We start from the raw sequence: 23,139 nt of genomic DNA, 5'->3' as shown, positions 1-23,139 counted from the left end.
ATCTTGGACGCTGAAGGTTTGCACGGGGCAGGGAAAAGGGGACGGATTTATTTTCGTCGGCAGCGTCGGGTCGAGCTTCACCCGGCGCGAGCGAAAATAAATCTGTCCCTTTTCCCGGTTCCTCAGCGCTTGCTGGCTTTGCGCGCAGGCTTGTCCGCCTGCTCGACGCGCTTCGGTGCCTTCCTTGGTCCGAGCTTGGAGACATTGGCCTTGGCCGTCTCGGTTTTGGTGAGACTGGCGCGCAGCGCTTCCATCAAATCGATGACCTTGCCGCCGCTCTCGACCGGGCCTTCGGCCACGGAAATCTCCTGGCCTTCGACTTTCTTTTGGATGGCCGCTTCGACCCGAGCGCGCACATCGTCGACGTAGGCGGTGGGATCAAAGGTGTCGGCTGTCTGTTGTTCGATCAATTGTTTGGCCAACTTCAGTTCCTGGGCCTTCACGTCGGGCTTGGCGACCTCCACTTCAGTGGCGGCGCGTACTTCGGTAGCGAAATGCAGCTGTTGCATGGTGAGCACATCGCCGACCGGGCGGAGCGCCACCAGATAAGACTTGCCACGTGCAGCCCAACGCGCCACGGCACAACGTTTGGTGTCTTTCAGGGCTTCATTCAACAAGCCATAGGGTTTGGCGCCGCCTTTGTCGGGGGCCAGGTAATAGGTCTTGTCGAAATACACCGGATCGATGGACTCGATGGGCACGAACTCGGCAATGTCGATGGAGTGGGTGCCGATCTCCTCCATGGCTTTGATTTCTTCATTACTGAACTGGACGTACTGGTCCTTGGTGAACTCGTAGCCCTTGACCATGTCGTCGCGTTCGACCACCTGGCCGTCTTTCTGACAGACGTACTGTTGTTTCAGGCGCGAGCCACAACCCTTGTGCAACAGGTTGAATGAAATGGCATTGCCGCTTTGGGTGGCGGTGTACAGCTTGACCGGAATGGCCACCAGGCCGAAGGAAATGGTCAATGATCCGATGGAGCGCATAGCCATGAGGGGTACCTTTTGCACCGGAGCGGGGCCGGGACGATGATTACTTTCGGTCTTTACTTCCGAAGGCTTTCGCAAGGCTCTGTTTCGCCGAGAGAACATCATGCCACCGGTCCCCGGTTTTTTCCAAGCGCGACAGCACATTTCGTACTGTGAAATGGCCCGGCTCGGCGGCTTCCAGCTGTTCCCAAGTAAGCGGCATGGACACCGGCGCCCCCGGTACCCCCCGGGGCGAATAGGCCACGTTCAACGTCTTACCACGCACATTCATGTTGTAGTCGATGAAAATTTTGCCGGTGCGCTTTTGGATGGCCCATTCCATCGTCACGTCCCGAGGATGCTCTTTCAACACATGCCGACCCACCATTTCACAAATGGCGCGAGCTTCGTCGAAGGTCACGGTGCGCTCGATGGGCACGAACACATGCAGGCCGGTTTTGCCGGATGTCTTCACCACCGCACGTAACGACATCTCCTTGAGCAGATCGTTGATCCAGAAGGCGACGCGCTTGCCCATGGCAAAACCCTTTTTGTTGTACTCGGGTTCCGCGCCCTTGGCTTCGAGGCCCGAATAGATATAAGGGTCGATGTCGAACACCAGATAGTCGGGATAGTTGAGCACCGACGCTTGCATGGTTTCGAGCGAGCTGCCGTAGTCATCGCTCTTGCTGAGCGAATCCTTCGCGACTTTGGCGCGCGAGTGCCAGACATGGAATTCCAACGTCCCCAGCTGACCGAGCCACAACAGCGTCGGCAAGTTGTGAGCCAGGATGTAATCGTGCGCGCCGCCGGCGTGTTCGGAGAATGTCCTGACAGTGTCGACAAACTCCGGCCGTTCCTGCTCCCAATGTTTCTGGAAGAAACGTTCGCCGTCGATGCCTTCGGGCATGCGGATCAGGGTCAACGGACGATCGCGCAGATGAGGCAGCATGAAAGGGGAGATGCCGGCCAGGTAACGCAAGTATTCGCGCTTGGTGATGGCTGGCGATTTCGAGGCCGGATCGGCCGGCCAATATTCTCGATCCAGATTAGTGAGACGAATCTTGGTCGTGCTGGTGCCGTAGCTCACCGCGAGATCCAGACGATTCGGTTTGCCGTCGAGCTGCTCCAGCACGGACGCGATGTCGTTCTTCGCTGTTGGCTTTCGCGTCGCTTTGGCTCGGGTTTGTTTCTGTGGTTTTTTTTCGGGGCCGTTCTGGACTTCGCCAGGTTCGATGTCGTCGCGCATCCGAACGAAGACCGGCGCGCGCAGATGCCCGTCCTCGGTCCAGGCATCGAAGCTGACTTCCGCCACCAGTGTCGGTTCGATCCAGGTGGCGGGCCCGTTCAAGGGCGGCTTGCTGGAGAACGGGCAGGTCTTGGTGGCCAGCGCGCTCACTTGTCGCTGCACCTTGGTCAGAGTGGCATCGTTGAAGCCCGAGCCGACGTGGCCCACATACTGCAGCTGATCTTTGTTCCAGTACCCGAGCAACAACGCGCCGAGCGCGCCACGCTGGCCTTTGCCTTTGGTAAAGCCACCCACGACGAACTCGGTCGTGGTGGCGGACTTGTACTTCAACCAATGCGGCGAGCGACGGCCGGGCTGATAGAGGCTGTCTTTACGTTTGGCCACCGTGCCTTCGAAGCCTGCCGCCAATGCCGCCTCGTGCAGCTGTTTGCCGTCGTCGGACGCGTGCACCAGTTGCAGATGCTTACCTGGCAGCAAACATTGCGATAGATACCGCCGCCGCTGTTCATAAGTCGCGCCGCGCAGATTGATGCCTGCGAAGTGCAGCAGATCAAAACAAATGAAGATGACGGGCGACTGGCGTTGCGCGTCGGCGAGCTCTTTCGGATTCTTGATCTGAGCGCGGTTCTGGAGCGCGTTGAATGAAGGCTGGCCGTCGGCATCGAGCGCGACGATCTCGCCGTCCAGAATCATCGAGCCGACGCATTGCTGTTTCAGTTCGGCGACCAGCTCGGGGAACAGCGCGGTGTAGTTCTGGCCGCGCCGCGATTGAAGATAGACCGAATCGCCATCGATGAAGGCGATGATCCGATAGCCGTCCAGCTTGGGCTCGAAGCTCCAGCGAGGGTCGGTTTTGAACTGCTCGCCGGGCTCGGCCAGCATGGGCTCCAGTTCGTTGGGCATTTTCTCCTGCGGCCCTGCCGGCGCCAGTTCCATGGCCGACAGGCGTTCTCGCTTGGTGCTTTCGTTCACGTCATCCAGCGTGTCACCGGTGAGCACCGAGGTGTTATGAGCGAGCAAGTCATCGCCGCCGACAAAACGATCCTTGTGCTTGATCAGAAGCCATTGCTTATCGGTGCTGGTACGAACCAGCGTGAACGAACCCTTGAGCTTGATGCCGCGGAGAAAGAAGCTCAGCTTGCCTTGCTTGTATTCGCGTCGCAGGCGCTCTTCGGCTCGTTTGCGGTCGTCGAAGTCATACCGCTGACCTTCGTCGGGCGAGTACACGCCGCAGTCCCAGACGATCACGTTGCCGGCGCCGTAGTTCTTCTCGGGAATCACGCCTTCGAAGGACGCATAGTCGAACGGATGATCTTCGACTTCGACAGCGAGTCGCTTCTCGCCGGTCTGCAACGACGGCCCTTTGGGCACGGCCCAGGACTTGAGCACGCCATCCAGCTCCAGCCGAAAATCGTAGTGCAGGCGGCGTGCGGCGTGTTTCTGCACGATGAACAGCAGTGGCCCGTGCCGGCCTGCGGGCACGGCCGGCGGCGGCTCGGGCGTTTTGGCGAAGGAGCGCTTCTGCCCGTACTTATCCAGCGACTGGTTCGCGGAGCGTTTCATGCCGATGGGATCTTAGCGCACCAATCGCGCATTGAACCGGCGATCCTGATACGACAAGGAGTTCCATGGCTGTCACCGATTCGCCATTTCATATCGTGAGCAATGCCGGCTCGGGTTCCAAAGACGCGCACGAGGCCCGGCAGCAGATCGAAACCATCCTGTCGGAAGCCGGCCGGCCGCACGAATTCATCCTCATCGAGAATCCCGAGCAACTCGCCGACGTCGCCAAGAAGGCGGTGAATGCAGCAGCGGAGAGCGGCGGGGCGGTGGTGGTCGCCGGCGGCGACGGCACCATCAATGCCGTGGTCCAGGCGGTACTGCCAACGCGAAGGCCGTTCGGCATCATCCCACAAGGGACGTTCAACTATTCCAGCCGCGCTCACGGCATTCCACTCGATACCAGTGAAGCAACTCGCTCGCTACTGACAGCGCGTATCAAGCCGGTGCAAGTGGGCATGGTGAACAATCGTGCCTTCTTGGTGAATGCCAGTCTCGGGTTGTATCCGCAGCTGTTACAGGACCGCGAGGAGTACAAACGCCAGTACGGCCGTCGGCGTTCCGTGGCCATGTATTCCGGACTGGTCACTCTGTTGCACGAACATCGAAAATGGGTCGTGGACGTGGAGCACGAGCACGGTCGGGAGACGCTGCGCACGCCGACCATCTTCGTCGGCAACAACGCTTTGCAACTGGAGCAGATCGGCTTGGAAGAAGCCGAGGATGTGAAGCGCAATCGCAGTCTGGCGGCGTTGATCGTCGAACCGGTCAGCACCGGCAAATTGTTGTGGCTGGCGGTACGAGGCATGTTGGGGAACTTGGGAGAGGATGAGCACGTGCGCAACTTTCCCTTCCGTAGCATGACAGTGCGCTTGTTGAGTGGCGTGGGACCGAAAGGCATCAAGGTCGCGGTCGATGGCGAGATCTTCTGGTGTCAGCCGCCGTTGAACTTCGAAGTCGCGCCGCATCCGCTGATGTTGCTGGCGCCCGCGGCGGGTCCGGAAAAATGAGTGTGCTGTTGCAGATCTCGGATCCGCATTTCGGGACCGAGCAACCGCCAGTGGTCGAAGCGCTACTGAGGCTGGCGCGCGAACTGCAGCCCGCCATCGTGGTGGTCTCGGGCGATATCACGCAGCGTGCCCGTCGCGCGCAGTTCGACGCTGCAAAGGATTTCGTCGCAAAGTTGCCGACCAAGGCGGTCGTGGTCATTCCGGGCAATCACGATATTCCGTTGTTCAACGTGATCGCACGTTTGTTCTATCCCTACGCAGGCTTCGCGCGAGTCTTCGGCGATGAGTTCGAGCCGGAGTGGCAGAGCGATGAGTTCTTGGTGCTCGGTGTGAACACCACGCGGCCAGCGCGACACAAAGATGGAGAAGTGTCGGTCGAGCAGATCCAGCGCGTTTCGCAGCGGCTTGCCGTAGCGACGGCGGATCAGCTTCGGATCGTGGTCACGCATCAGCCGGTGCACGTACTTCGAGGCAGCGAAATTCACAATCGGTTACATGGTTACAAAGCGGCGATTGACGCGTGGGTGGAGGCGGGCGCGGATATAGTCATGGGCGGGCACATTCATCTGCCTTACATCGCTCCGCTACATGAACATTACGAAGAATTAAGTCGTCGCTGCTGGGTGGTGCAGGCGGGCACGTCGGTGTCGCGTCGAGTGCGCGCTCGTCATCCGAACTCAGTGAATGTCATTGAGCGTGTCGCTGCGAATCTGTGTCGCATTGAACGCTGGGATTTCACCGCCGAGCGTGGTGAATTCTCGCGTGTAAGAGTAGAAGAATTAAATCTAGAGCGATCGCGATAATCGCGGGAACTTTGCCGCGAGCAGGAATGTCGCTGACGTCGCAGTGGTCGCGATGACCACAATTCAGCATTAATTCAGTAGTGAAGTGCCATTTTTTCATCAGCCGCGGGGCCGGTTCACGCGTTGTATTGGTGGTCCTGTCGCCCGCGAGGGTTTCAAGATGAAAATGCCTGTGATGAAAATGCGATTGGTAAATGGTTTGTTAGCTATTGCTCTGGGCACGGCCCTGAGTATTGGGCTCAGCGGTTGCGTCAGCTACGGCAACACGCACGCGTTAGTCACGCCAGTGGGCGCCATTGGCTATCACTCATTCAAGCCAGAACACCGAACTCAGCCGCGTGAAATCAAACTGCCTGAGCCGAGCGCGCCGGATCAAATCGCTGCTGTGAATCAGCAGCCCGAGCCAGTCAGCAACGGTGAGCAATAGCGCGTCGCTGAATGCTTCCCGTGACCGGGTCTCGCGCCGCTCGTTGGCGCGAGACTCTTGATTGGCACTCAGTACGCGCGACCGCGGTCGACGATTCCTGTGACGTTTTGGTTCGCAGCGAGCTGCGTGATCTTGTCGGCGATTTGTTTCGACGCTGGCCCGAGCGGCGTCACCGCAGCTGTATGCGGAGTGACGCGCACCCTCGGGTGCGACCAATAGCGATGCTCGGCTGGCAGCGGCTCGGTGCGAAACACATCGAGCGCGGCACCGTTCAGGTGTCCGCTGTCCAACAACTCCAGGAGCCCTTCATCAACAATCAAGCCACCGCGCGCAACGTTGATGACGTACGAGCCTCTGGGCAACAGCCGCAACGTGTCGCGGTTGAACTTGTCCTGAGTGGCCGGCGTGAGTGGCGCCAAAATCATCAGCACCTTGGTGGCTCGCATGAAGGCTTCGAATCGATCCGTTCCGTCGGCTTCGGCGAACAGCTGCACACCCGGCTCAGTCGCAGCGGACGAGCGAGCGAAGGCATTCACGGGAAAGCCATCGGCGGCGAAAGCGGAGGCCACCTGTCGGCCCAGCACACCCAAGCCGAACACACCGACCGGCCACTCCGTGCGACTGAAAGCCGAGTCCAGCGGCTCCCAGACTCCCGCCGCTTGTTGAGCGACATACTCGTCGCGCCGTTGCATCCAGCGGAGCACTTCGAACCGACAGTAGTCGACCATCTGCTCCCCCATGCCGGCGTCCTCGACGCGCACGATGGGCAGGTCCGCCGGCAGATTGGGGTTGTGGAGCACGTGCTCCACGCCAGCACCGACGGAAAAGAACGCGCGCAAGCGCGGCTGGTCGATGAAGAACTGCGGCGGCGGCGTCCAGCCGACCGCAAAGTCGGCCGGCTGTGTGAAGCCGGGCTGCCAGATGTCGATTTGAGCGTCGCGGAGATGCGAGGCAATGGTGTCGCGCCAGGCTTGGGCCTTGGCGCCGCCGACAACGATGACGATGCGCATGGAACAGGATTACTCGAGGGTTACGCGGCTCAATCGAGCCGGGTTGAGAGCAAAATTGGACCGAACATTGGACTGCACTTTGAGCGCAACTTTGAGCTCGGAGCGCGAGCCCGCGGCTCGGGCCACCGGATGGCTTGTACTGCGGCGACGCAGGGCTTATTGTCCGGTGCCAAGCGCAGGGATGTGTGCATTTCTTCCAAATTAAACTAAGTCAGCGAGTTACGGACACTTCTCAGCCTCTGATAATGACACCGCCCGACGTCGCAGTTTTACCCATCTCTACCGGCTTCGGTCTGGCGACCGAACCGTTCGCCGATACCGCGGACGACGCTTTCTTTTTCCCGAGCGATCAGCACCTGCGTGCGCTGGAATTCATGGGGCACTCCCTGTGGACCAAGTCGCGGCTGGGCGTGGTCACCGCCGAACACGGCTGTGGCAAAAGCCTGTTGATCAAGCGGTTGCTGAAAGAACTGGATGAGCGAGTCACGGTTGCTTCAGTTCAGCGCGAGCACATCGGGCCGCGCGAATTCCTGTTGGAGATCCTGCGGCAGTTCGGCTTCACGCTGGCTGACGAGGACAAGACTGACCGCCGCCGGTTGTTGGAGCGCTTTCTAGCGCACCAAGCGGGCACCGGCCGGCTGTGCCTGGTTGTGGTCGAGAATGCGCAGAGCATGCACCCGTCCGTGCTGGAGGAGTTGCGGTGCCTGGCCGCCGTTGAGCACGACGGCGTGCGCGTGGTGAAGATTCTGTTGCTGGGCCAGCCCTCGTTGAACCTGGTGCTGGAATCGCCCCGCATGGTCGAGCTGGTGTCGGGCAACGTGTCCCGCTTTTCGCTCGCGACGTTCACCGAAGATCAGACGGCCGCCTATGTCGCGCATCGATTGCGCGCAGCTGGGGCGCCGAACCCTGACGGATTGATGCCGTACACGCTGTTGCCTCAGATCCATGCCTGCAGCCTCGGCGTCCCAGCCAACATTAATAAGTTGTGCTCGCGGGCGTTTGAGCATGCGCGCGAAGAGGGTGCCGGTTCGGTCACCAGCTCGGCGCTGGACAAGGCCATCGAGGATTTGGGTTGGGTACGCCGGCGGCTCCGCGTGGAGAACGCGGTGCTGGAACAGGTCGCCGCGCTGGCGCCGTCGCCGAGCCAGGGCAAATTGGTCATCACCATGCAGGGCGAGGTCGAGCGCGAAGTCTCGCTCAAGTCCGATCGGCTGCTGGTGGGGCGGGGCGAGGAAGCCGACGTCCGCATCGACTCAGTGTTCATCAGCCGCTATCACGCACTGATCGTGCGCGACGGCAACCGGGACTTGTTGCTCGACCTGGGCAGCACCAACGGCTTGGTGGTGAATTCGCGACGCATTTTGCGCCGAGCCCTGCGGCATCGCGACCTGATTCAGGTCGGTCCCGCGCGAGTCATGTACATCAACGAACAAGCCAACAACGTGCAGCCGGACCCCGGCGAGACCTTGTGCTTTTCCCGGCCCGGCTTTCCGGCCGCCGCGGGTGAAGAACAGGACGCGACGTTGCTGGCTTTCGGCCGCTTGGACCCCTCCAGTTAGGGGCTCGCAGCAGCCGAATTCCCGGACTCTGCCCGAGCCTTGGCCCGCGTAAAAAAATGCCGGCCAGACGCCAGCTTGCGCCATTCTGTTGCTGTCAGTAGAGTGTCGCCCTCCCAGCTGCCGCCCCTTACCGAAGTGCCCTGGTCCTGTGCCGGTGAGGCACCACGGGAAGGTGTGCGTGCGCGGGATTGGCATCCTCAATCTAGAACGAGATGAGACAAGTGGAGCGCTGGCGCGTACATAAATTCGGCGGCTCGAGCGTCGCCGATGCGACTTGCATGGAGCGCGTGGCTCGGATTCTGGAGCAGGATCCTCATCCGCGCCTCGGTGTGGTTCTTTCAGCTTGCCGCGGCGTGACCGACGGCTTGTTGAACCTGGTGATTGCCGCCGAGAAACAAGAAACGACCTTGGCCGAGCGCATCGAACAGTTGCGTCACCGCCACCAAGTCATTGCCGACACGCTGCTGCCGGACGGCGCGCGCGTCGAGTACATGGCCAAGCTCGAGCAGGAGTGCCGCGACATCGCCGGCATTCTGCAAACCGTGCAGCTGATTCGTTCAGCTTCCCAGACTGTGCGCGACCTGATCTCCGGCTACGGCGAGATCTGGTCGACGCGCCTGTTCAGCGCCTATCTGCGTCACCGCGGTCGCCGCGCCGGCAACGTGAAGTGGGTCGATGCGCGCGATGTGGTCTCCGTCGAATGGGGCCCGCTGGGTCCGGCTGTGCGCTGGGACGTGTCGCAAACCAATATGGACCGCATCACGCCGTCCGAGCCAGCGACACTGATCATCACCGGCTTCGTGGCGCGTGACCCGCAGGGGTTGCAGACCACGCTCGGCCGCAATGGCAGCGACTTCTCCGGCTCCATTTTCGGCGCGCTGTTGGACGCGGAAGAGATCCACATCTGGACCGACGTCGACGGCGTGCTCAGTGCCGATCCGCGGCTGGTGCCGGACGCGAAGGTCATCGATGCGTTGTCGTACAACGAAGCCATGGAGCTCGCGTACTTCGGCGCCAAAGTGATCCATCCGCAGACCATGGCGCCGGCGGTGCGTAAGAGCATCCCGATCTGGATCCGTAACACCTTTGCTCCCGAGAAGGCCGGCACGCTGATTTGCGAGAAGCCCAACTCGCAGATCGCCGTCAAAGGCATCACGTGCATCGACCGTATCGCGCTGGTGAACCTGGAAGGCGCCGGCATGATCGGCGTGCCAGGCACCGCGCATCGTTTGTTCGGCGCGCTGCGCGATCATGGCATCTCCGTGATCCTGATCTCGCAGGGCAGCTCGGAACATTCCATCTGCTTCGCGATCCCTGAAGCCGAAGCGGCGCGCGCGGAAACAGTCGTGCGTCAGGCGTTCGATCGTGAGTTGCGAGAAGGGCAGATCCAAAGCGTCGAAGTCGACGCTGGCTGCAGCATCCTCGCAGTCGTCGGCGACGGCATGGCCGGTTCGCACGGCGTTGCCGCTAAGGTCTTCGGTGCACTCGGTTCCGCAGGCGTGAGTGTGCGCGCGATCGCGCAGGGCGCTTCGGAAAGAAACATTTCCGCCGTCATCGACGGCAAGCACTCGTCGCGCGCGCTGCGCTCGGTGCATTCGAGCTTCTATCTGTCGCCGCACACCGTGTCGATCGGTTTGATCGGCCCGGGCACAGTCGGTGCCGTGTTGCTCGATCAGATGGCGTCGCAGGTCGAACGTTTGTCGCGCGATCTGAAGTTAGATCTGCGTGTACGCGGCATCATGACGACCAAGCGCATGCATCTGGCCAATGCAGAAGTGCCGCTGAATAGCTGGCGCGATGCCGTTGCCGCCAAGAGCGAGGACGCCGATCTCACTCGGTTCGCCGAGCACGTGCGCGCCGATCATCTGCCGCACGCCATCATCATCGATTGCTCGTCCAGCTCCGAAGTGGCTGCGCGCTATCCGGCGTGGCTGGCCAGCGGCATTCATATCGTGACGCCGAACAAGAAGGCCAACAGCTCCGAGTTGGAGTTGTACGGCCGGCTGCACGAAGCTCGTCGCCAGGGCAATGCTCATTACTTGTATGAAGCAACCGTGGGTGCGGGCTTGCCCGTGATCCAGACGCTGCGCGATCTGCGTGATACCGGCGATCAAATCTGGCGCATCGAAGGCATTCTGTCCGGCACGTTGGCGTATCTGTTCAACGTGTGGGATGGCTCGGAGCCGTTCTCGTCGGTGGTGCGCGCTGCGAAAGCGAAGGGCTACACCGAGCCGGATCCGCGTGACGATCTGTCCGGTCTGGACTTCGCACGCAAACTGATCATCCTCGGCCGCGAAATGGGATTGCGTCTGGAATTGGGCGATGTGCAGCTCGAAGGCCTGGTGCCGGCCGCGCTCGCCAAGACCACGCCGCAAGAATTCCTGGATCGCTTGCCTGAGTTCGACGCGGCGATGGCCGAGCGCTTGAAGGCAGCGCGCAGCCGCGACCGTGTGTTGCGTTACGTAGGTTCTTTGGACGCCGCCACCGGCAAAGCCTCGGTAGGCTTGGTCGAGTTGGAGCGTTCGCACACCTTTGCGAACATCAATCTCACCGACAACGTCGTGCGCTTCCTGACCGCTCGCTACAACCAGAACCCACTGGTGGTGCAGGGCCCGGGCGCCGGTCCCGAAGTGACCGCGGGCGGCGTGTTCGGCGATTTGTTGCGCGTGTGCGCGTATCTTGGAGCAAGGCTGTGAGCAGGCAATCGGCAACGGCGTTCGCGCCGGCCAGCATCGGCAATGTGGCAGTCGGTTTCGACGTGCTGGGCCACAGCTTTCAGGCCATCGGCGATCGCGTCACCGCGCGCCGTCTCGACCAGCCGGGCGTGAGCATCGCGAAAATCACCGGCACCACCGTCGATCTGCCGCTGGATCCGGAGAAGAACACGGCCGGCATGGCGGTGTTGAGCATGATCCGCGAGCTGCAGCTGGACTTCGGTATCGAGCTGAGCATCGAAAAAGGCATTCCGCTGGGCTCGGGCCTGGGCGGTTCGGCTGCGTCTGCCGTCGCCGGTGTGGTGGCGGCCAATGCGCTGCTGCCCAAGCCGCTGCCGCTGTTGGAACAGCTCAAGTTCGCGTTAAAGGGCGAGCAGGTGGCCAGCGGTTCGCGACACGTCGACAACATCGCGCCGTCGTTGTTCGGCGGGCTGGTGTTGACGGTGGGTATCGATAATCCCAACGTCAAACAGATTCCGGTGCCGCCGACGGTGCGCTGCGTGCTGGTTCATCCGCACATGGTGCTGAATACGCGCGAGGCGCGTTCCATTCTGAGCCGTACCGTGGATCTCTCGAATGTGATCTGGCAGACCGCCAACATTTCCGGTTTCATCACCGGTTGTTTCACCAGCGATCTGCAATTGATTCGCGAGTCGCTCGAGGATGTGATCATCGAGCCGCAACGACAAGTTTTGATTCCAGGCTTCCAGGCGGTGAAGCAGGGAGCCCTGAGCAACGGCGCACTGGGCTGCTCCATCTCTGGTGCCGGTCCCACGATATTCGCGTGGTGCGAACAACAGGATGCCGAACGCGTGCGAGACGCGATGGTGGCTGGGTTCGCTGCACACAAGATGGCTAGCGATGCGTGGATTTCCACGCTCGACGCAGTGGGCGCCAGGATTGTTGACTAGGGGTAGTGGACTGACGGAACAGCAGCCCGCGGACACTCAACCTCACTTTCCGTTTCCATGCACTACATCAGTACTCGAGATTCATCTCATCAAGCTTCGCTGAGCGAAGCCATTGCCCGTGGCATTGCACCTGACGGCGGGTTGTATGTCCCTGGCGATTTCCCCCACTTCAACACGCGCGATTTCGATGGCTTGAACGAGCTGCCGGACATCGCCGAGCGCTTGTTGGCGCCGTTCGCGGAGGGCGATCCGCTCGCCAGCCAGCTGGGCGACATCTGTCGCGAGGCGTTCAACTTCCCGGTGCCGCTGGTGACCTTGGATCAAGCGCCGGCGCCGGCTTCGGTGCTGGAGTTGTTTCATGGTCCCACCTGCGCCTTCAAAGATTTCGGGGCGCGCTTCCTGGCCGCGTCCTTGGGTCGCATCCCTCGGGCGGACAAGCGCAAGCTGACCATCCTGGTCGCGACTTCGGGCGATACCGGCGGTGCAGTGGCCGCTGCGTTCCACAAGAAGCCCTGGGTCGATGTGGTGGTGTTGTATCCCAAAGGCCTGGTCTCCGAACGCCAGGCGCAGCAGTTGGCCTGCTGGGGCGACAACGTGCGCACCTTCGCAGTGAACGGCACCTTCGATGAGTGCCAGCGCATGGTGAAGGAAGCGTTCCTCGACGCCTCGCTCAAGGAATCGCATCAGCTGTCCTCGGCGAACAGCATCAACGTCGGCCGGTTGTTGCCGCAGATGACGTATTACGCCAAGTCGAGCTTGGAGCTGTGGCGTCAGTTGGGCCGCCGCCCGAACTACATCATTCCCACCGGCAACCTGGGCAATGCCATGGCTTGCGTCTGGGCTCGCCACGTCGGTTTGCCCATCGGGGAGATCGTGCTGGCGACCAATGCCAACCAGACGGTGACTGATTTCTTGCGCTCGGGCGAATGGCAGCCGCGTGCCAGCATCGCGACCCTGGCTTCGGCCATGGACGTCGGCAATCCGAGCAACATGGAGCGTCTGCGTTCGTTACACGCCGATTTCGAAGAGCTGCAAGGCCAGCTCGGCGCATCGAGCGTCGACGACATCGAGATCCGGGGCACCTTGCGTCGTGACTCGCACGAGCTCAATCGCATCTGGTGCCCGCACACCGCCACTGCCGCCAAGGTTTATCGCCGCATGTTGTCGCGGGGCGCGCGAGGCCACTGGGTGATCGTGTCGACGGCGCATCCGGCGAAGTTCAACGATATTGTCGAGTCGCAAACCGGACAGGAAGTACCGGTGCCGCAGGCCTTGGCGACGCTGCTGTCCTTGCCGCGTCAGGAACAGGAACTCGAGGCCTCCCTGTCGGCGTTACGGACGCAATTGCAAACAACCTAATACGCATGCAGCTTCCTGAGCAGATTCCATTCTGGGCAATTCCCGCCGCCATCGCGGCGGCGGTGATAGCCCTTCTCGTGTGGTTGTACTTGCTGTTCCGAGCCTATCGGTACCGCAAGGCTATCGATGCGGCCATCGCCAGTGTGGCGTACGAGATGCTGAAGAATGTACTGATCCCCAACGGCAACGGCGGGCAGATCCACGTGCATTACTTGCTGCTGACCCAGCGCGGTTTGCTGGTCGCGGATCTGCTGGATCGCCCGGGCGCCATCTTCGGTGGCGATCAAATGTTGGAATGGACGGCGATCGGCAAGAAGCAGCGCTATACGTTTCCCAATCCGCAACACGCGTTATATGACCGGATGGCGGCGGTTCGGTTACTGACCGGTGATGTGCCTGTGGAAGGCCGGCTGCTGTTCACCGTGCGCAGCGACTTTCCCAAGGGCAAGCCGAGGAATGTGTTGAGGATCGACGACCTGACGGAAGATTATCCGCTGGTCGATAAGGCCCGAGGCAATATCACGGCGGCGTTCGGTGACGTTTGGGCGAACGTCAAACGCAGCGCCGAGGCGAATCCCATCTCTTAGTGGCGCGCGCCGCGGCCGAATCCATTCCGGACCCGGCCGCGTCAACGCAAATGAACTGCGGCCGCGTTATGCGCGACGGTAATGTGCCGCGACCACCTGCGCCACACAAGCCGTCACTTTCTTGCCCGTCTCGATATCCAAAAACTCATTCGGTCCGTGCGCATTCGACTGCGGGCCGAGCACGCCGGTGACCAAGAACTGAGTCTTGGGGAACTTGGCGCTGAGCATGCCCATGAATGGGATGGTGCCGCCGATGCCCATATACATCGCATCCTTGCCGAAGAAATTCTTGGACGCGGCTGACATCGCAGCGGCCAGCCAAGGCGCGGTGGAGGGCGCATTCCAACCCTCAGCCCCCGGATCCACATCGAACGACACTTTCGCGCCGTACGGCGGATCGCGTTCCAATGTTTCCTTGATGGCTCGTGACGCGCGTTCCGGATCGACCTGAGGCGGAATGCGGAACGACAGTTTGAACGCCGTGTAAGGCCGCAGAACATTGCCCGCGTTGGGCAGGCTCGGTATGCCGTCCACGCCAGTCACGGAGAGCGTGGGGCGCCAGGTGCTGTTCAACAGCAGCTCGGCGGGATCCTTGTCCATGGGCTGCATGCCTTCCACGAACGGCACCTTGCGATACACCTCGCTGCCCAACGTGTCAGCCGCGGCTTTGGCTTGCACCACGCGGTCTTCGGGAATCTTGGTGTGCAACTCATCGAGCTTGATACGACCGGTGGTCGAATCTTCGATGCGTTCGAGCACCGTACGTGCCACTCGCAGGCTGGACGCAGCGATGCCGCTGGCCATGCCGGAGTGCACGCCTTCACGCAGCACATCGACGCGCAATGTGCCGGTGAGATTGCCGCGTAGAGACGTCGTACACCAGAACTGATCGTAGTTGCCGCACTCGGCATCCAAGCACACCACCAGCGAAGGTTCGCCGATGCGATCGGCCAGTGCATCGATATAAGCCGGCAGGTCGGGGCTGCCGCTTTCCTCGCTGCCTTCGATCAGGATCACACAGCGCGTGTGAGGAATCTTTTGTTCGGCCAGCGCCTTCAAGGCCAGCAACGAACCGAACACCGCATAACCGTCGTCGGCGCCGCCACGGCCGTACAGTCGGCCATTGCGAATCACCGGCGTCCAAGGACCCAGGCCTTCGGCCCAGCCGGTGAACTCCGGTTGTTTGTCCATGTGACCGTACATGAGCACGCATTCATTGCTCGACTGCGCCTTGTCGCCAGTGGCGGGCACGTCGATGTACAGCAGCGGCGTGCGGCCGGGCAGGCGCACGATTTCCAGCTTCATGCCGGGCAGGGCATTGGCCTCGCACCACTGGCGCAGCAGCTCGGCGGCGGCATCCATATGACCGTGTTTTTCCCACTCCGTGTCGAAGTGCGCCGACTTGTTGGGAATGCGGATGTATTCACACAGCGTCGGTACGATGGATTGGTCCCAAACGTTGCCGACGAAGCGCAACAATTGCTCAGTATTCATTCTCGATCTCTTTAAAGCGGGCTATAGCTGTGGGCTAGTGGCGGGCGAGTTCAGGCAGTGTGCCAGTTGAACAAGCGTAACGCATTGCCAGTGGTGACTTCGGCCAGCGACGCAGCCGATTCGCCACGCGCTTGCGCGATTGCCGCCAACACGTGAGGAAGATACATGGGTTCATTGCGCCGGCTTTGCGGTTTGGGCTGCAAATCACGCGGTAACAAATAGGGCGCGTCGGTTTCGATCAGCAACCGTTCGGCCGGAATGTGTCGAACCACTTCACGCAAGTGATGGCCGCGGCGTTCGTCGCAAATCCAACCGGTAATGCCGATATATAAATCCAGGTCCAGATAAGCCCGGGCTTCGTCCAGACCGGCCGTGAAGCAATGGGCGACCCCGCCCGTCAACTGCGAGCGATACTTGCGCATGACGGTCATGAAGTCGTCGTGCGCATCGCGCTGATGCAGGAACACAGGCTTGCGTACTCGAGCCGCGAGCGTCAGCTGTTGTTCGAAAGCTTTGAGCTGCGCTTCGTGCGGTGAAAAGTTACGAAAATAATCCAGGCCGCATTCGCCCACAGCCACCACTTCGGGGCGGAGTGCCAGCTCGCCGAAGGCTTGCAGCTGAGTGGCATCCAGATCGACCGCGTGGTGGGGATGAACACCGGCGGTACAGCGCATTTGTTCAGGATGTCGCTGCACCAGGTCGAGGGCGGTATGAGTACTCGCCAGCGAGCTGCCGGTGACGATCATCCGAGTGACGCCTACAGCGGCGGCACGTTGGATGACAGCGTCCCGGTCGCTATCGAAGCTGTCGTGGGCCAGGTTGATGCCGATGTCCAGCAAGGGCGGCGCGGCGTCGGAAAATCGAGCTGGATCAATCGGCATCGTAAGGGTCTGTGCTATCTTCCAGCCATGAATTGTAGTGCATGGGCGCGCCGGTTAGTGCTGCCGTTATTGCTGGCCGTGGCTGGGCCCGCCGCCGCCGAATCGACGGCGGAATTCGACGACGCGGTGGCCCGTCTGCAGTTTGCTTTCTACACCGGCGACAGTCGCGCGCTGGAAGAAGTGCTCACCGAACTCGGTGACTTCGAGGTCAATGGCGTGCTGACCGCAGCCAAGTCGTATCAGTTGGCCTACGGCCACTGGAAACTGGCGCAATTGCTGGGTGATCCGCAGGACCCGCGAGCCCGGCCGACGAGCAAATCCAGCGCTGCCAAAGCCGCCAAGAGTTGTGTTCAGCATGCACGCGATGCCGTCGCCAAAGATGCCCGCATGGCAGACATCTATGCCATCGAGGCGGTGTGCGACACCTTTGCGCCGGGCGCCAAGAATGGCGCGTCGGCGTGCTCGCGTAGTAAATCGCTGCGCACGGCGTTGACGCTCGGTGCCGAAAATCCCCGAGTGCAGTTCATCAACGCATTGTGTACACCGGCAGTGGAAGGCGATCCGGCCGCCGTCGAGCGTTGGCGCACCGTGGTCGCGAAGTTCGAGGCAGCGCCGGCTTCGCAACCTGGTAAGCCCGATTGGGGCCACGCCGAAGCGCTGACCTTGTTGGGTGAGACTTATTTGAAGCGCGGCGAGATGGTCGCGGCGCGCGATGTGCTGGAAAGAGCGTTGGTGCTTGCGCCAGACTACCGGCAGGCGCAAAAGTTGTTGCAGGCGGCCGCCACCCGCCCTCGTTAGTTTTAGTTCGGTTCGATCTGTCCCGATCATGTCCGCACAACTCAAGCTGTTCGAATCGCGGGACTCATCCCAGCCCTGGACTGTGCGGGTGAGTCGTCGTGCGCGGCGCATGTCGGTGCGCGTTTATCCGGGCGGGCGAGTCGAGGTCGTGGTGCCTCCCAACGTGCCGCCGCTCACCGTGCAACGTTTCGTCGGCACGCATAGTCAATGGATTTCCCGGCGCGTCGAAGATCTCACCGCCGCCGGTGCGCCGGTCAGCGCCGGTCCGCCGAGCGAAATTCAGGTGTCCGCCATCGGGCGCCACTTCAAAGTCGAGTATCAGCAGACGCGCTCCACGTCGATTCGTCCGGAATTGGTCGGCGACGTGCTGCGCATTTTCGGCCCGGTGCATGACGAAGCGGCGATTGGCTCGGCGCTGCGCGAGTGGTTGTCCGATCTGGCCTACGATGAGATGGGCGCGCAGCTGGCCATGGTGGCTCACGAGTCGGGCTTCAGTTTCAGCCGCATCCAGGTGCGTCGCCAGCGCACCCGCTGGGGCAGTTGCTCGGCCAGCGGCACCATCAGTCTGAATGTTTGTTTGATGTTTCTGGAGCCGGCGGTGGTGCGCTATCTGTACGTGCACGAGCTTTGTCATACCCGCCACATGAATCATTCGCCGCGTTTCTGGGCGCTCGTGGAGCATCACGAGCCCGACTATCGGCGCCTGGATCGCGAGCTGCTGCGCGGCTGGCAGTCAGTGCCGGCTTGGATGTTCGAATAGGTACTTTGTCCCCATGGCCAACTCCGACCAACCCCCGTCCTACCCATCACGTAGCGCGGTCGATTTTTCCGATGAACAGGTGCACTGGGACCTGGGCGAGTCCAAGAGCTATGGCGAATATCTGTGCTTGAACCAACTGCTGAGCGCACAACAGCCGGTGTCGTTCGAGCACGACGAAATGTTGTTCATCATCATCCACCAGGCCTCGGAGCTGTGGATGAAACTGTGCCTGCACGAACTCACCGCCGCGCGGGAACACATTCGACGCGACGATCTCGGCCCGTCGTTCAAGATGCTGACGCGTGTGTCTCGCATCCAGCAGCAGCTGGTGCAGTCGTGGGACGTGCTGGCGACCATGACGCCGGCAGAGTATTCGTTGTTTCGTAATCAGCTCGGGCGGGGCTCGGGCTTTCAGTCGGTGCAGTACCGGCTGCTGGAATTCATCATCGGCAACAAGAACGCCGACGCCATCGAGGTGCATGGTCGCGATCCGGCGGCTTATGAAGATTTGCAGCGGATGCTGCAAAGTCCGAGCATCTACGATGAGACGTTGCGTCTGCTGAGTCGTCGAGGTTTCGAGATTCCCGATGAGTATCTGGATCGCGACTGGTCGCGGCCGTACCAGCCGAGCAAGCAAGTCGCAGCCGCGTGGTTGGCGGTGTATCACAGCGTCGACGACAACTGGGATCTTTACGACCTGGCCGAGAAGCTGGTGGACCTGGACCACAAGTTCCAGACCTGGCGCTTCTCGCACATGAAAACCGTCGAACGCATCATCGGCTACAAGCGCGGCACCGGCGGCACCGGCGGCGTTTCCTATTTGAACAAGGCGCTGGATTTGCGGTTCTTCCCGGAGCTGTGGACCATCCGGACCTCGATGTAGCTGTACGATTTGCGAGTTCGTGCGTCTTACGCTTCGCATGCCCGACCCGCACGCCAATTCCCCCGACCCACGAGGTGCCGATCTCGCTCACCTCGACCAGCGCTATCGCCATGCGCTGATGGCCTTTTTCGTGCGCCGGGTGCGCAATCGCGCCGAGGCTGAAGATCTCACCCAAGAGGTGTTCGCCAAACTGGCCAATGGCGGGCCCAGCGAGTTCCAGAACGCCGATTCCTACGTGTTCCAGACGGCCGCCAACCTGTTGCGCGATCGGGGTCGCCGCGAAAAGGTGCGGGCGGATTACCGGGCCCAGCTCGGCACCGATGAACTCGCCAGTGCCGATCCGCTCGGCCCGGACCGGATCATCGGCGGCCGCCAAACCCTGGCACAGGTGCTACATGCGCTGCAGCAGCTGCCGGAACGCACCCGTGCCATTTTCATCCTCTACCGCTTGGAGAAACTGAAGAAGCCGGAGATCGCCGGCATGTTCGGCATGTCGGTCAGCGGTGTCGACAAACATTTGATCAAGGCCTTGAGTCATCTGCACTTGCGGCTGAAGGACGAGCCATGAAATCCCCACCGCCAGCCAGCGCTCGCCCGGACAGCGAACGCCTCGCCCAATGGAGCCTGCGTCGTGCCGATGGCGAGCCGCTGGATCAGGATCCTGCGTTCCTGGAATGGCTGGCGGCCAATCCCGACAACGCACGCGAGTTGCAGGCGCTGGATGCGACGCTCGAGGACATCGATAGTTTTGCCGGCACGCCGGAGCTGGTGAAGCTCAGACGCGATGCTCTGATAGCAGCCCAACGCTCGCTCGGCTGGCGGCGGATCAAGTCGATGTTCGACTCGCGCCCGCGGATCGCGGCAGGTGTCGCATTCATCTGCCTGCTGGCTGGCGCGACGACTGCGTACCTGAGTCTGGCCGCGCAGACGTTCGAGACGGCCGTTGGCGAGCGCCGCACGTTTGCGCTGGCCGATGGCTCGAAGCTCTCTCTGGATGCTGCCACCAAAGTCACCGTCGACTACAGCGGTGAACGACGTCGTCTCACCTTGAAACAGGGCCGCGCCAAGTTCGACGTGTCTCGCGATCCGCTGCGGCCGTTCTCAGTGGCAGCCGCCAGTAAACTCGTCGTCGCCACCGGCACTTCGTTCAGCGTAGAACTGGCGGACAGTCAGGTGCGCGTTGTTCTCTACGAAGGACACGTCGACGTACTGCCCGCGTCCAGTGTGCGCGGCCGATCGCGCCACAAGCTTCAAGAGCGGCTGGAGCCTGGAACTGAGCTCGTTGCACCGGCGGCGGATACTACGGCTGCTGCACAGCTGACGCCGATCGATGCTGCCCGTTCGCTCACCTGGGAGAGCGGCGACCTGGCATTCGCCGATGAGCCGTTGGCATTGGCCATCGAACGAGTGAATCGTTACTCGGCTGAGCCTGTGACGTTCGGCGATGCCGCAGCCGCCGCGGTACGTATCAGCGGCGTCTTTCACTCGGGCGATACGCAAGCTTTCATCGATGGCGTGACTGCCGTGTTTCCGCTGCGTGCTCAGCAATCCGAGGCCGGCACCACTCTGGTTTATGACGAGCGTAAGAAACATTGAGGTACACGATCTGTCGCGACGTGCGTCTCACTCCTCAAGAACAGCACAACTAGAAGGGGAGTGAAATGATGCAACGATTCGGTACCGCGGCCGTGGCCGCAATGATGATTGTCTCAGCGGCGCCGGTGGCGATGGCGCAAACCCAGGCAACCTACACGTTCGATATTCCTGCGCAAGATCTGGGCTCCGCACTGCGTGCGTTCGGCCGTACGTCGCGACAGCAGATCGTGTTCGATGAGCGCGCCGTCCGTAGCAAGGTGAGTCCACCGCTCGCAGGCCCGTTGACCGTCGACATGGCGTTGGACCAACTGCTTTCGGGCACTGGCTTGCACGCGCGCAGAAGCACGGCGGGTGTGATCGTGATCGAGCCGCTGGCTGCGGATGAGGTTGCGCAACGTCAGGGCGATAGTCGTTTGCGTCTCGCTCAAGTCGGGACAGTCGCCGGGGTGAGCACTGCGACCGATGAGCAGAGCACGCAGGACAATTCATCCAGCGCCATGCGCAGTCTGCGTCGCGGCGAGATCGAGGAAGTGGTCGTCACCGTCTTCGGGCGCTCGGAGTCCGAGACGCTGAAGGAAGTTCCGCAAAGCGTGATGGTGTTCGACGAGACGTTCCTGAAGAACACAGGCGCGACCGATCTGTTCAACGTACTGCGTTTCGTGCCGTCGGCGACCGGTCGTCGCTCGCAGATGGGATACCTGCCGCAGGAGTTCAATATTCGCGGCTTCTACGCGTCGCAAACGCTGAACGGCACCAGCCGCAATACCATGAGCCAGCCGATCGACATGCAAGGCGTCGAACGGATTGAAGTGCTGATGGGACCGGCCTCGGTGCTGTACGGCTCGATGGAGCCGGGCGCGGTGGTCAACGTGGTGACCAAGCAGCCGCTGGATCAGTTTCATCTGCAGCTCGGCGCGGAATACGGCAGCTATGAAAGTCAGCGCTTCACCGCCGATGTCGGCGGTCCGCTCTCCGATCGGATCCGGGCGCGACTGAATCTCGCCTATCAGGATCGCGAGTCGTTCTTGAATTACTGGTCCAGCAATCGTTTGTTCGCCGCTCCGGTGGTGGCTTTCGACCTCAGCGACCAGACTCGACTTAGCGTCGAAGGCACCTATGCCCGCGAGCGTGCGCCGGCTGGCCCCTACAACGGTGCGCCTGCGGCGGGCATGCTGACTGCCAACCCGCTCGGCAACTATGACCGATCGTTCTTCCCCGCCAATCCGAACGTGGAGCCTGGCGTTGGTTTGGAGCGCGAAGCGGCGCGTGTGGAAGCGCGGCTGACGCATCAACTCAACGATACATGGCATGCGCGCGCCGCAGTTTCTTACACCTACGGCAACCAGGACGACGGCGACATGTTGTCGCAAGGCTATGCGAACGGCGACAACCGCTCGGTACGCCGATTCTTCTTCCTGGCCAACGATACTCAGAACGATGACTTCGCCTATCACCTGGATCTGGCCGGCGAGTTCACTACCGGACCGTTGAGTCACAAGTTCTCGGTGGGCGCCGAGTATGTTTCCGAACGTTACGATGCTCGCGCCGGCCGCGGCGGATTCTTCACGACCACGGTGGACGTGTTCAATCCGGTGTACACCTCGACATTGCCCAATCCATTGGTATTGAACGGCTCGAAGCTCACCACCGAGACCTCCGGTGTGTTCGTGCAGGATCGAGTCACCGTGGCAGATCGCTTGCACCTGATCGGCGGCCTGCGCTACGCGAAGATTCGCAGCGCCAGTACTTTCATTCCCGCGGGTGATGCTCCCGAGCCGGAGAGTGTCGAGACCGATTCGGCCTGGCCGACTATGTTCGGCGTGCTGTACGACGTGAACGACAGCGTGACTGTGTTTGCCAACCAGTCGAAGTCCTTCATGCCTCGGGGCGGCAGCACGCAGGGCGGCGTACCGTTTTCACCCGAACGCAGCGTGCAATATGAGTTGGGCACCAAGTTCGAATTGGCCGACTCGGGCATGAGCGCCAGCGTGTCACTGTTCCATGTCAAGAAACCGAACGTGCTCACGCCGGACATCGGCAATCCTGGCTTCGACATTCCGCTGGGCGAAGTCACGTCCAAAGGCGCGGAACTGTCCGTGCAAGGCTCGGTGCTGCCAGGCTGGTCGATCTACGCGTCGTACGCGTATCTGCAGACCGAGGTGCGCAGTAACGACTTGGATCTGAATGGCAACGACCTCAGTCAGGCACCGGGCGACACTGTGTCGCTGATGACTCGCTACGACGTGCAATCCGGGCCGTTGGCGGGCCTGGGCTTTTCACTCGGTGCCAACTTTGTGAGCAATCGGTTCATCGACGACGGCAATTCGTTGCTGTTGCCGAGCTACACGCGCGTCGATGTCGGCGCCTACTACACGTTCAACGAGAGGGTGGAGTTGAACGTGATGGGTAACAACCTGACCAACGAGAGAATATTCTCGGGCTCCAGTGCCAATCAGCTGGAACTCGATCTGCCTCGCAATGTGATGCTGCGAGTCAACTACAAGCTCTAATCGTTCTCGAATAGTTCTCAGTCATGAGGCTGGCAGCGCTGCTGCTGCCAGCCTCGC

19 protein-coding genes are annotated in these 23,139 nt (G+C 61.3%); 14 read left to right on the top strand and 5 right to left on the bottom strand.

Translation table 11 applies throughout. The features are described from left to right. Positions 1–122 precede the first annotated feature (122 nt). A complete protein-coding gene (locus JNL55_RS32115; protein ID WP_293864307.1) occupies positions 123–995 on the bottom strand; it encodes a Ku protein in 873 nt (290 codons plus the stop codon). Positions 996–1,035: 40 nt separating this feature from the next. After that, positions 1,036–3,783, bottom strand: coding sequence for a DNA ligase D (gene ligD / locus JNL55_RS32110; RefSeq protein WP_293864304.1), 2,748 nt, complete (start codon positions 3,781–3,783; stop codon positions 1,036–1,038). A 65-nt stretch (positions 3,784–3,848) separates the two neighbouring features. On the opposite strand from ligD, the gene JNL55_RS32105 reads away from it, so the two are divergent. From JNL55_RS32105 to JNL55_RS32095, 3 genes are all read left to right on the top strand, one after another. Continuing rightward, on the top strand, positions 3,849–4,790 hold the full coding sequence (locus tag JNL55_RS32105) for a diacylglycerol/lipid kinase family protein (RefSeq protein ID WP_293864301.1): 942 nt from the start codon (positions 3,849–3,851) through the stop codon (positions 4,788–4,790). Beyond that, positions 4,787–5,593 carry a metallophosphoesterase family protein gene (locus JNL55_RS32100; RefSeq protein WP_293864298.1) on the top strand — a complete coding sequence of 269 codons (807 nt, stop codon included), beginning with the start codon at positions 4,787–4,789 and terminating at the stop codon, positions 5,591–5,593. Before JNL55_RS32105 ends, JNL55_RS32100 begins: the two co-directional genes overlap by 4 nt. Positions 5,594–5,753: 160 nt before the next feature. Beyond that, positions 5,754–6,020, top strand: coding sequence for a hypothetical protein (locus JNL55_RS32095; RefSeq protein WP_293864295.1), 267 nt, complete (start codon positions 5,754–5,756; stop codon positions 6,018–6,020). Between the two features lie 68 nt (positions 6,021–6,088). On the opposite strand, the gene JNL55_RS32090 is transcribed toward JNL55_RS32095, so the two are convergent. After that, positions 6,089–7,030: a 2-hydroxyacid dehydrogenase gene (locus JNL55_RS32090; protein WP_293864292.1), complete on the bottom strand. Its 942-nt coding sequence runs from the start codon at positions 7,028–7,030 to the stop codon at positions 6,089–6,091. A gap of 245 nt (positions 7,031–7,275) precedes the next feature. Here JNL55_RS32090 and JNL55_RS32085 point away from each other — a divergent pair, with 245 nt between their 5' ends. The 5 genes from JNL55_RS32085 (at position 7,276) to JNL55_RS32065 (ending at position 14,160) form a co-directional block, all read left to right on the top strand. After that, a complete protein-coding gene (locus tag JNL55_RS32085; protein WP_293864289.1) occupies positions 7,276–8,589 on the top strand; it encodes an AAA family ATPase in 1,314 nt (437 codons plus the stop codon). Between the two features lie 212 nt (positions 8,590–8,801). Continuing rightward, on the top strand, positions 8,802–11,285 hold the full coding sequence (thrA, locus tag JNL55_RS32080) for a bifunctional aspartate kinase/homoserine dehydrogenase I (RefSeq protein ID WP_293864287.1): 2,484 nt from the start codon (positions 8,802–8,804) through the stop codon (positions 11,283–11,285). After that, entirely contained in the window at positions 11,282–12,214 is a 933-nt protein-coding gene (locus JNL55_RS32075; protein WP_293864284.1) for a homoserine kinase, read from the top strand. Before thrA ends, JNL55_RS32075 begins: the two co-directional genes overlap by 4 nt. A gap of 57 nt (positions 12,215–12,271) precedes the next feature. After that, positions 12,272–13,573, top strand: coding sequence for a threonine synthase (gene thrC / locus JNL55_RS32070; protein ID WP_293864281.1), 1,302 nt, complete (start codon positions 12,272–12,274; stop codon positions 13,571–13,573). Between the two features lie 5 nt (positions 13,574–13,578). Then, on the top strand, positions 13,579–14,160 hold the full coding sequence (locus tag JNL55_RS32065) for an NERD domain-containing protein (RefSeq protein WP_293864278.1): 582 nt from the start codon (positions 13,579–13,581) through the stop codon (positions 14,158–14,160). Between the two features lie 66 nt (positions 14,161–14,226). On the opposite strand, the gene JNL55_RS32060 is transcribed toward JNL55_RS32065, so the two are convergent. Then, positions 14,227–15,654 (bottom strand): M20 family metallopeptidase, encoded by a 1,428-nt coding sequence (locus JNL55_RS32060; RefSeq protein ID WP_293864275.1) that lies wholly within the window; start codon positions 15,652–15,654, stop codon positions 14,227–14,229. Positions 15,655–15,704: 50 nt separating this feature from the next. Further along, positions 15,705–16,535, bottom strand: coding sequence for a TatD family hydrolase (locus tag JNL55_RS32055; RefSeq protein ID WP_293864272.1), 831 nt, complete (start codon positions 16,533–16,535; stop codon positions 15,705–15,707). Positions 16,536–16,562: 27 nt separating this feature from the next. Between JNL55_RS32055 and JNL55_RS32050 the strand changes: the two genes are divergently transcribed. The 6 genes from JNL55_RS32050 to JNL55_RS32025 all read left to right on the top strand — a co-directional run bounded on the left by JNL55_RS32050 (position 16,563) and on the right by JNL55_RS32025 (position 23,082). Next, a complete protein-coding gene (locus JNL55_RS32050; protein WP_293864269.1) occupies positions 16,563–17,333 on the top strand; it encodes a tetratricopeptide repeat protein in 771 nt (256 codons plus the stop codon). 28 nt (positions 17,334–17,361) lie between these two features. Continuing rightward, complete coding sequence (locus JNL55_RS32045; protein WP_293864266.1) at positions 17,362–18,093, top strand: M48 family metallopeptidase; 732 nt, start codon at positions 17,362–17,364, stop codon at positions 18,091–18,093. A 13-nt stretch (positions 18,094–18,106) separates the two neighbouring features. Next, the gene (gene kynA / locus JNL55_RS32040) at positions 18,107–18,976 is read left to right on the top strand and encodes a tryptophan 2,3-dioxygenase (RefSeq protein WP_293864262.1); all 870 of its coding nucleotides are present in this window, start codon (positions 18,107–18,109) and stop codon (positions 18,974–18,976) included. 37 nt (positions 18,977–19,013) lie between these two features. After that, the gene (locus JNL55_RS32035; protein WP_293864259.1) at positions 19,014–19,544 is read left to right on the top strand and encodes an RNA polymerase sigma factor; all 531 of its coding nucleotides are present in this window, start codon (positions 19,014–19,016) and stop codon (positions 19,542–19,544) included. Beyond that, positions 19,541–20,572, top strand: coding sequence for a FecR domain-containing protein (locus JNL55_RS32030; protein ID WP_293864256.1), 1,032 nt, complete (start codon positions 19,541–19,543; stop codon positions 20,570–20,572). Before JNL55_RS32035 ends, JNL55_RS32030 begins: the two co-directional genes overlap by 4 nt. A 68-nt stretch (positions 20,573–20,640) precedes the next feature. Next, positions 20,641–23,082 (top strand): TonB-dependent siderophore receptor, encoded by a 2,442-nt coding sequence (locus JNL55_RS32025; protein WP_293864253.1) that lies wholly within the window; start codon positions 20,641–20,643, stop codon positions 23,080–23,082. Positions 23,083–23,139 lie beyond the last annotated feature (57 nt).

The sequence above is a fragment of the Steroidobacter sp. genome (assembly GCF_016790065.1).
In the GTDB taxonomy this organism is placed as follows: domain Bacteria; phylum Pseudomonadota; class Gammaproteobacteria; order Steroidobacterales; family Steroidobacteraceae; genus Steroidobacter.
Note: the sequence above shows the minus strand (reverse complement) of the source record. Positions and strands in the feature narration are given on the sequence as shown.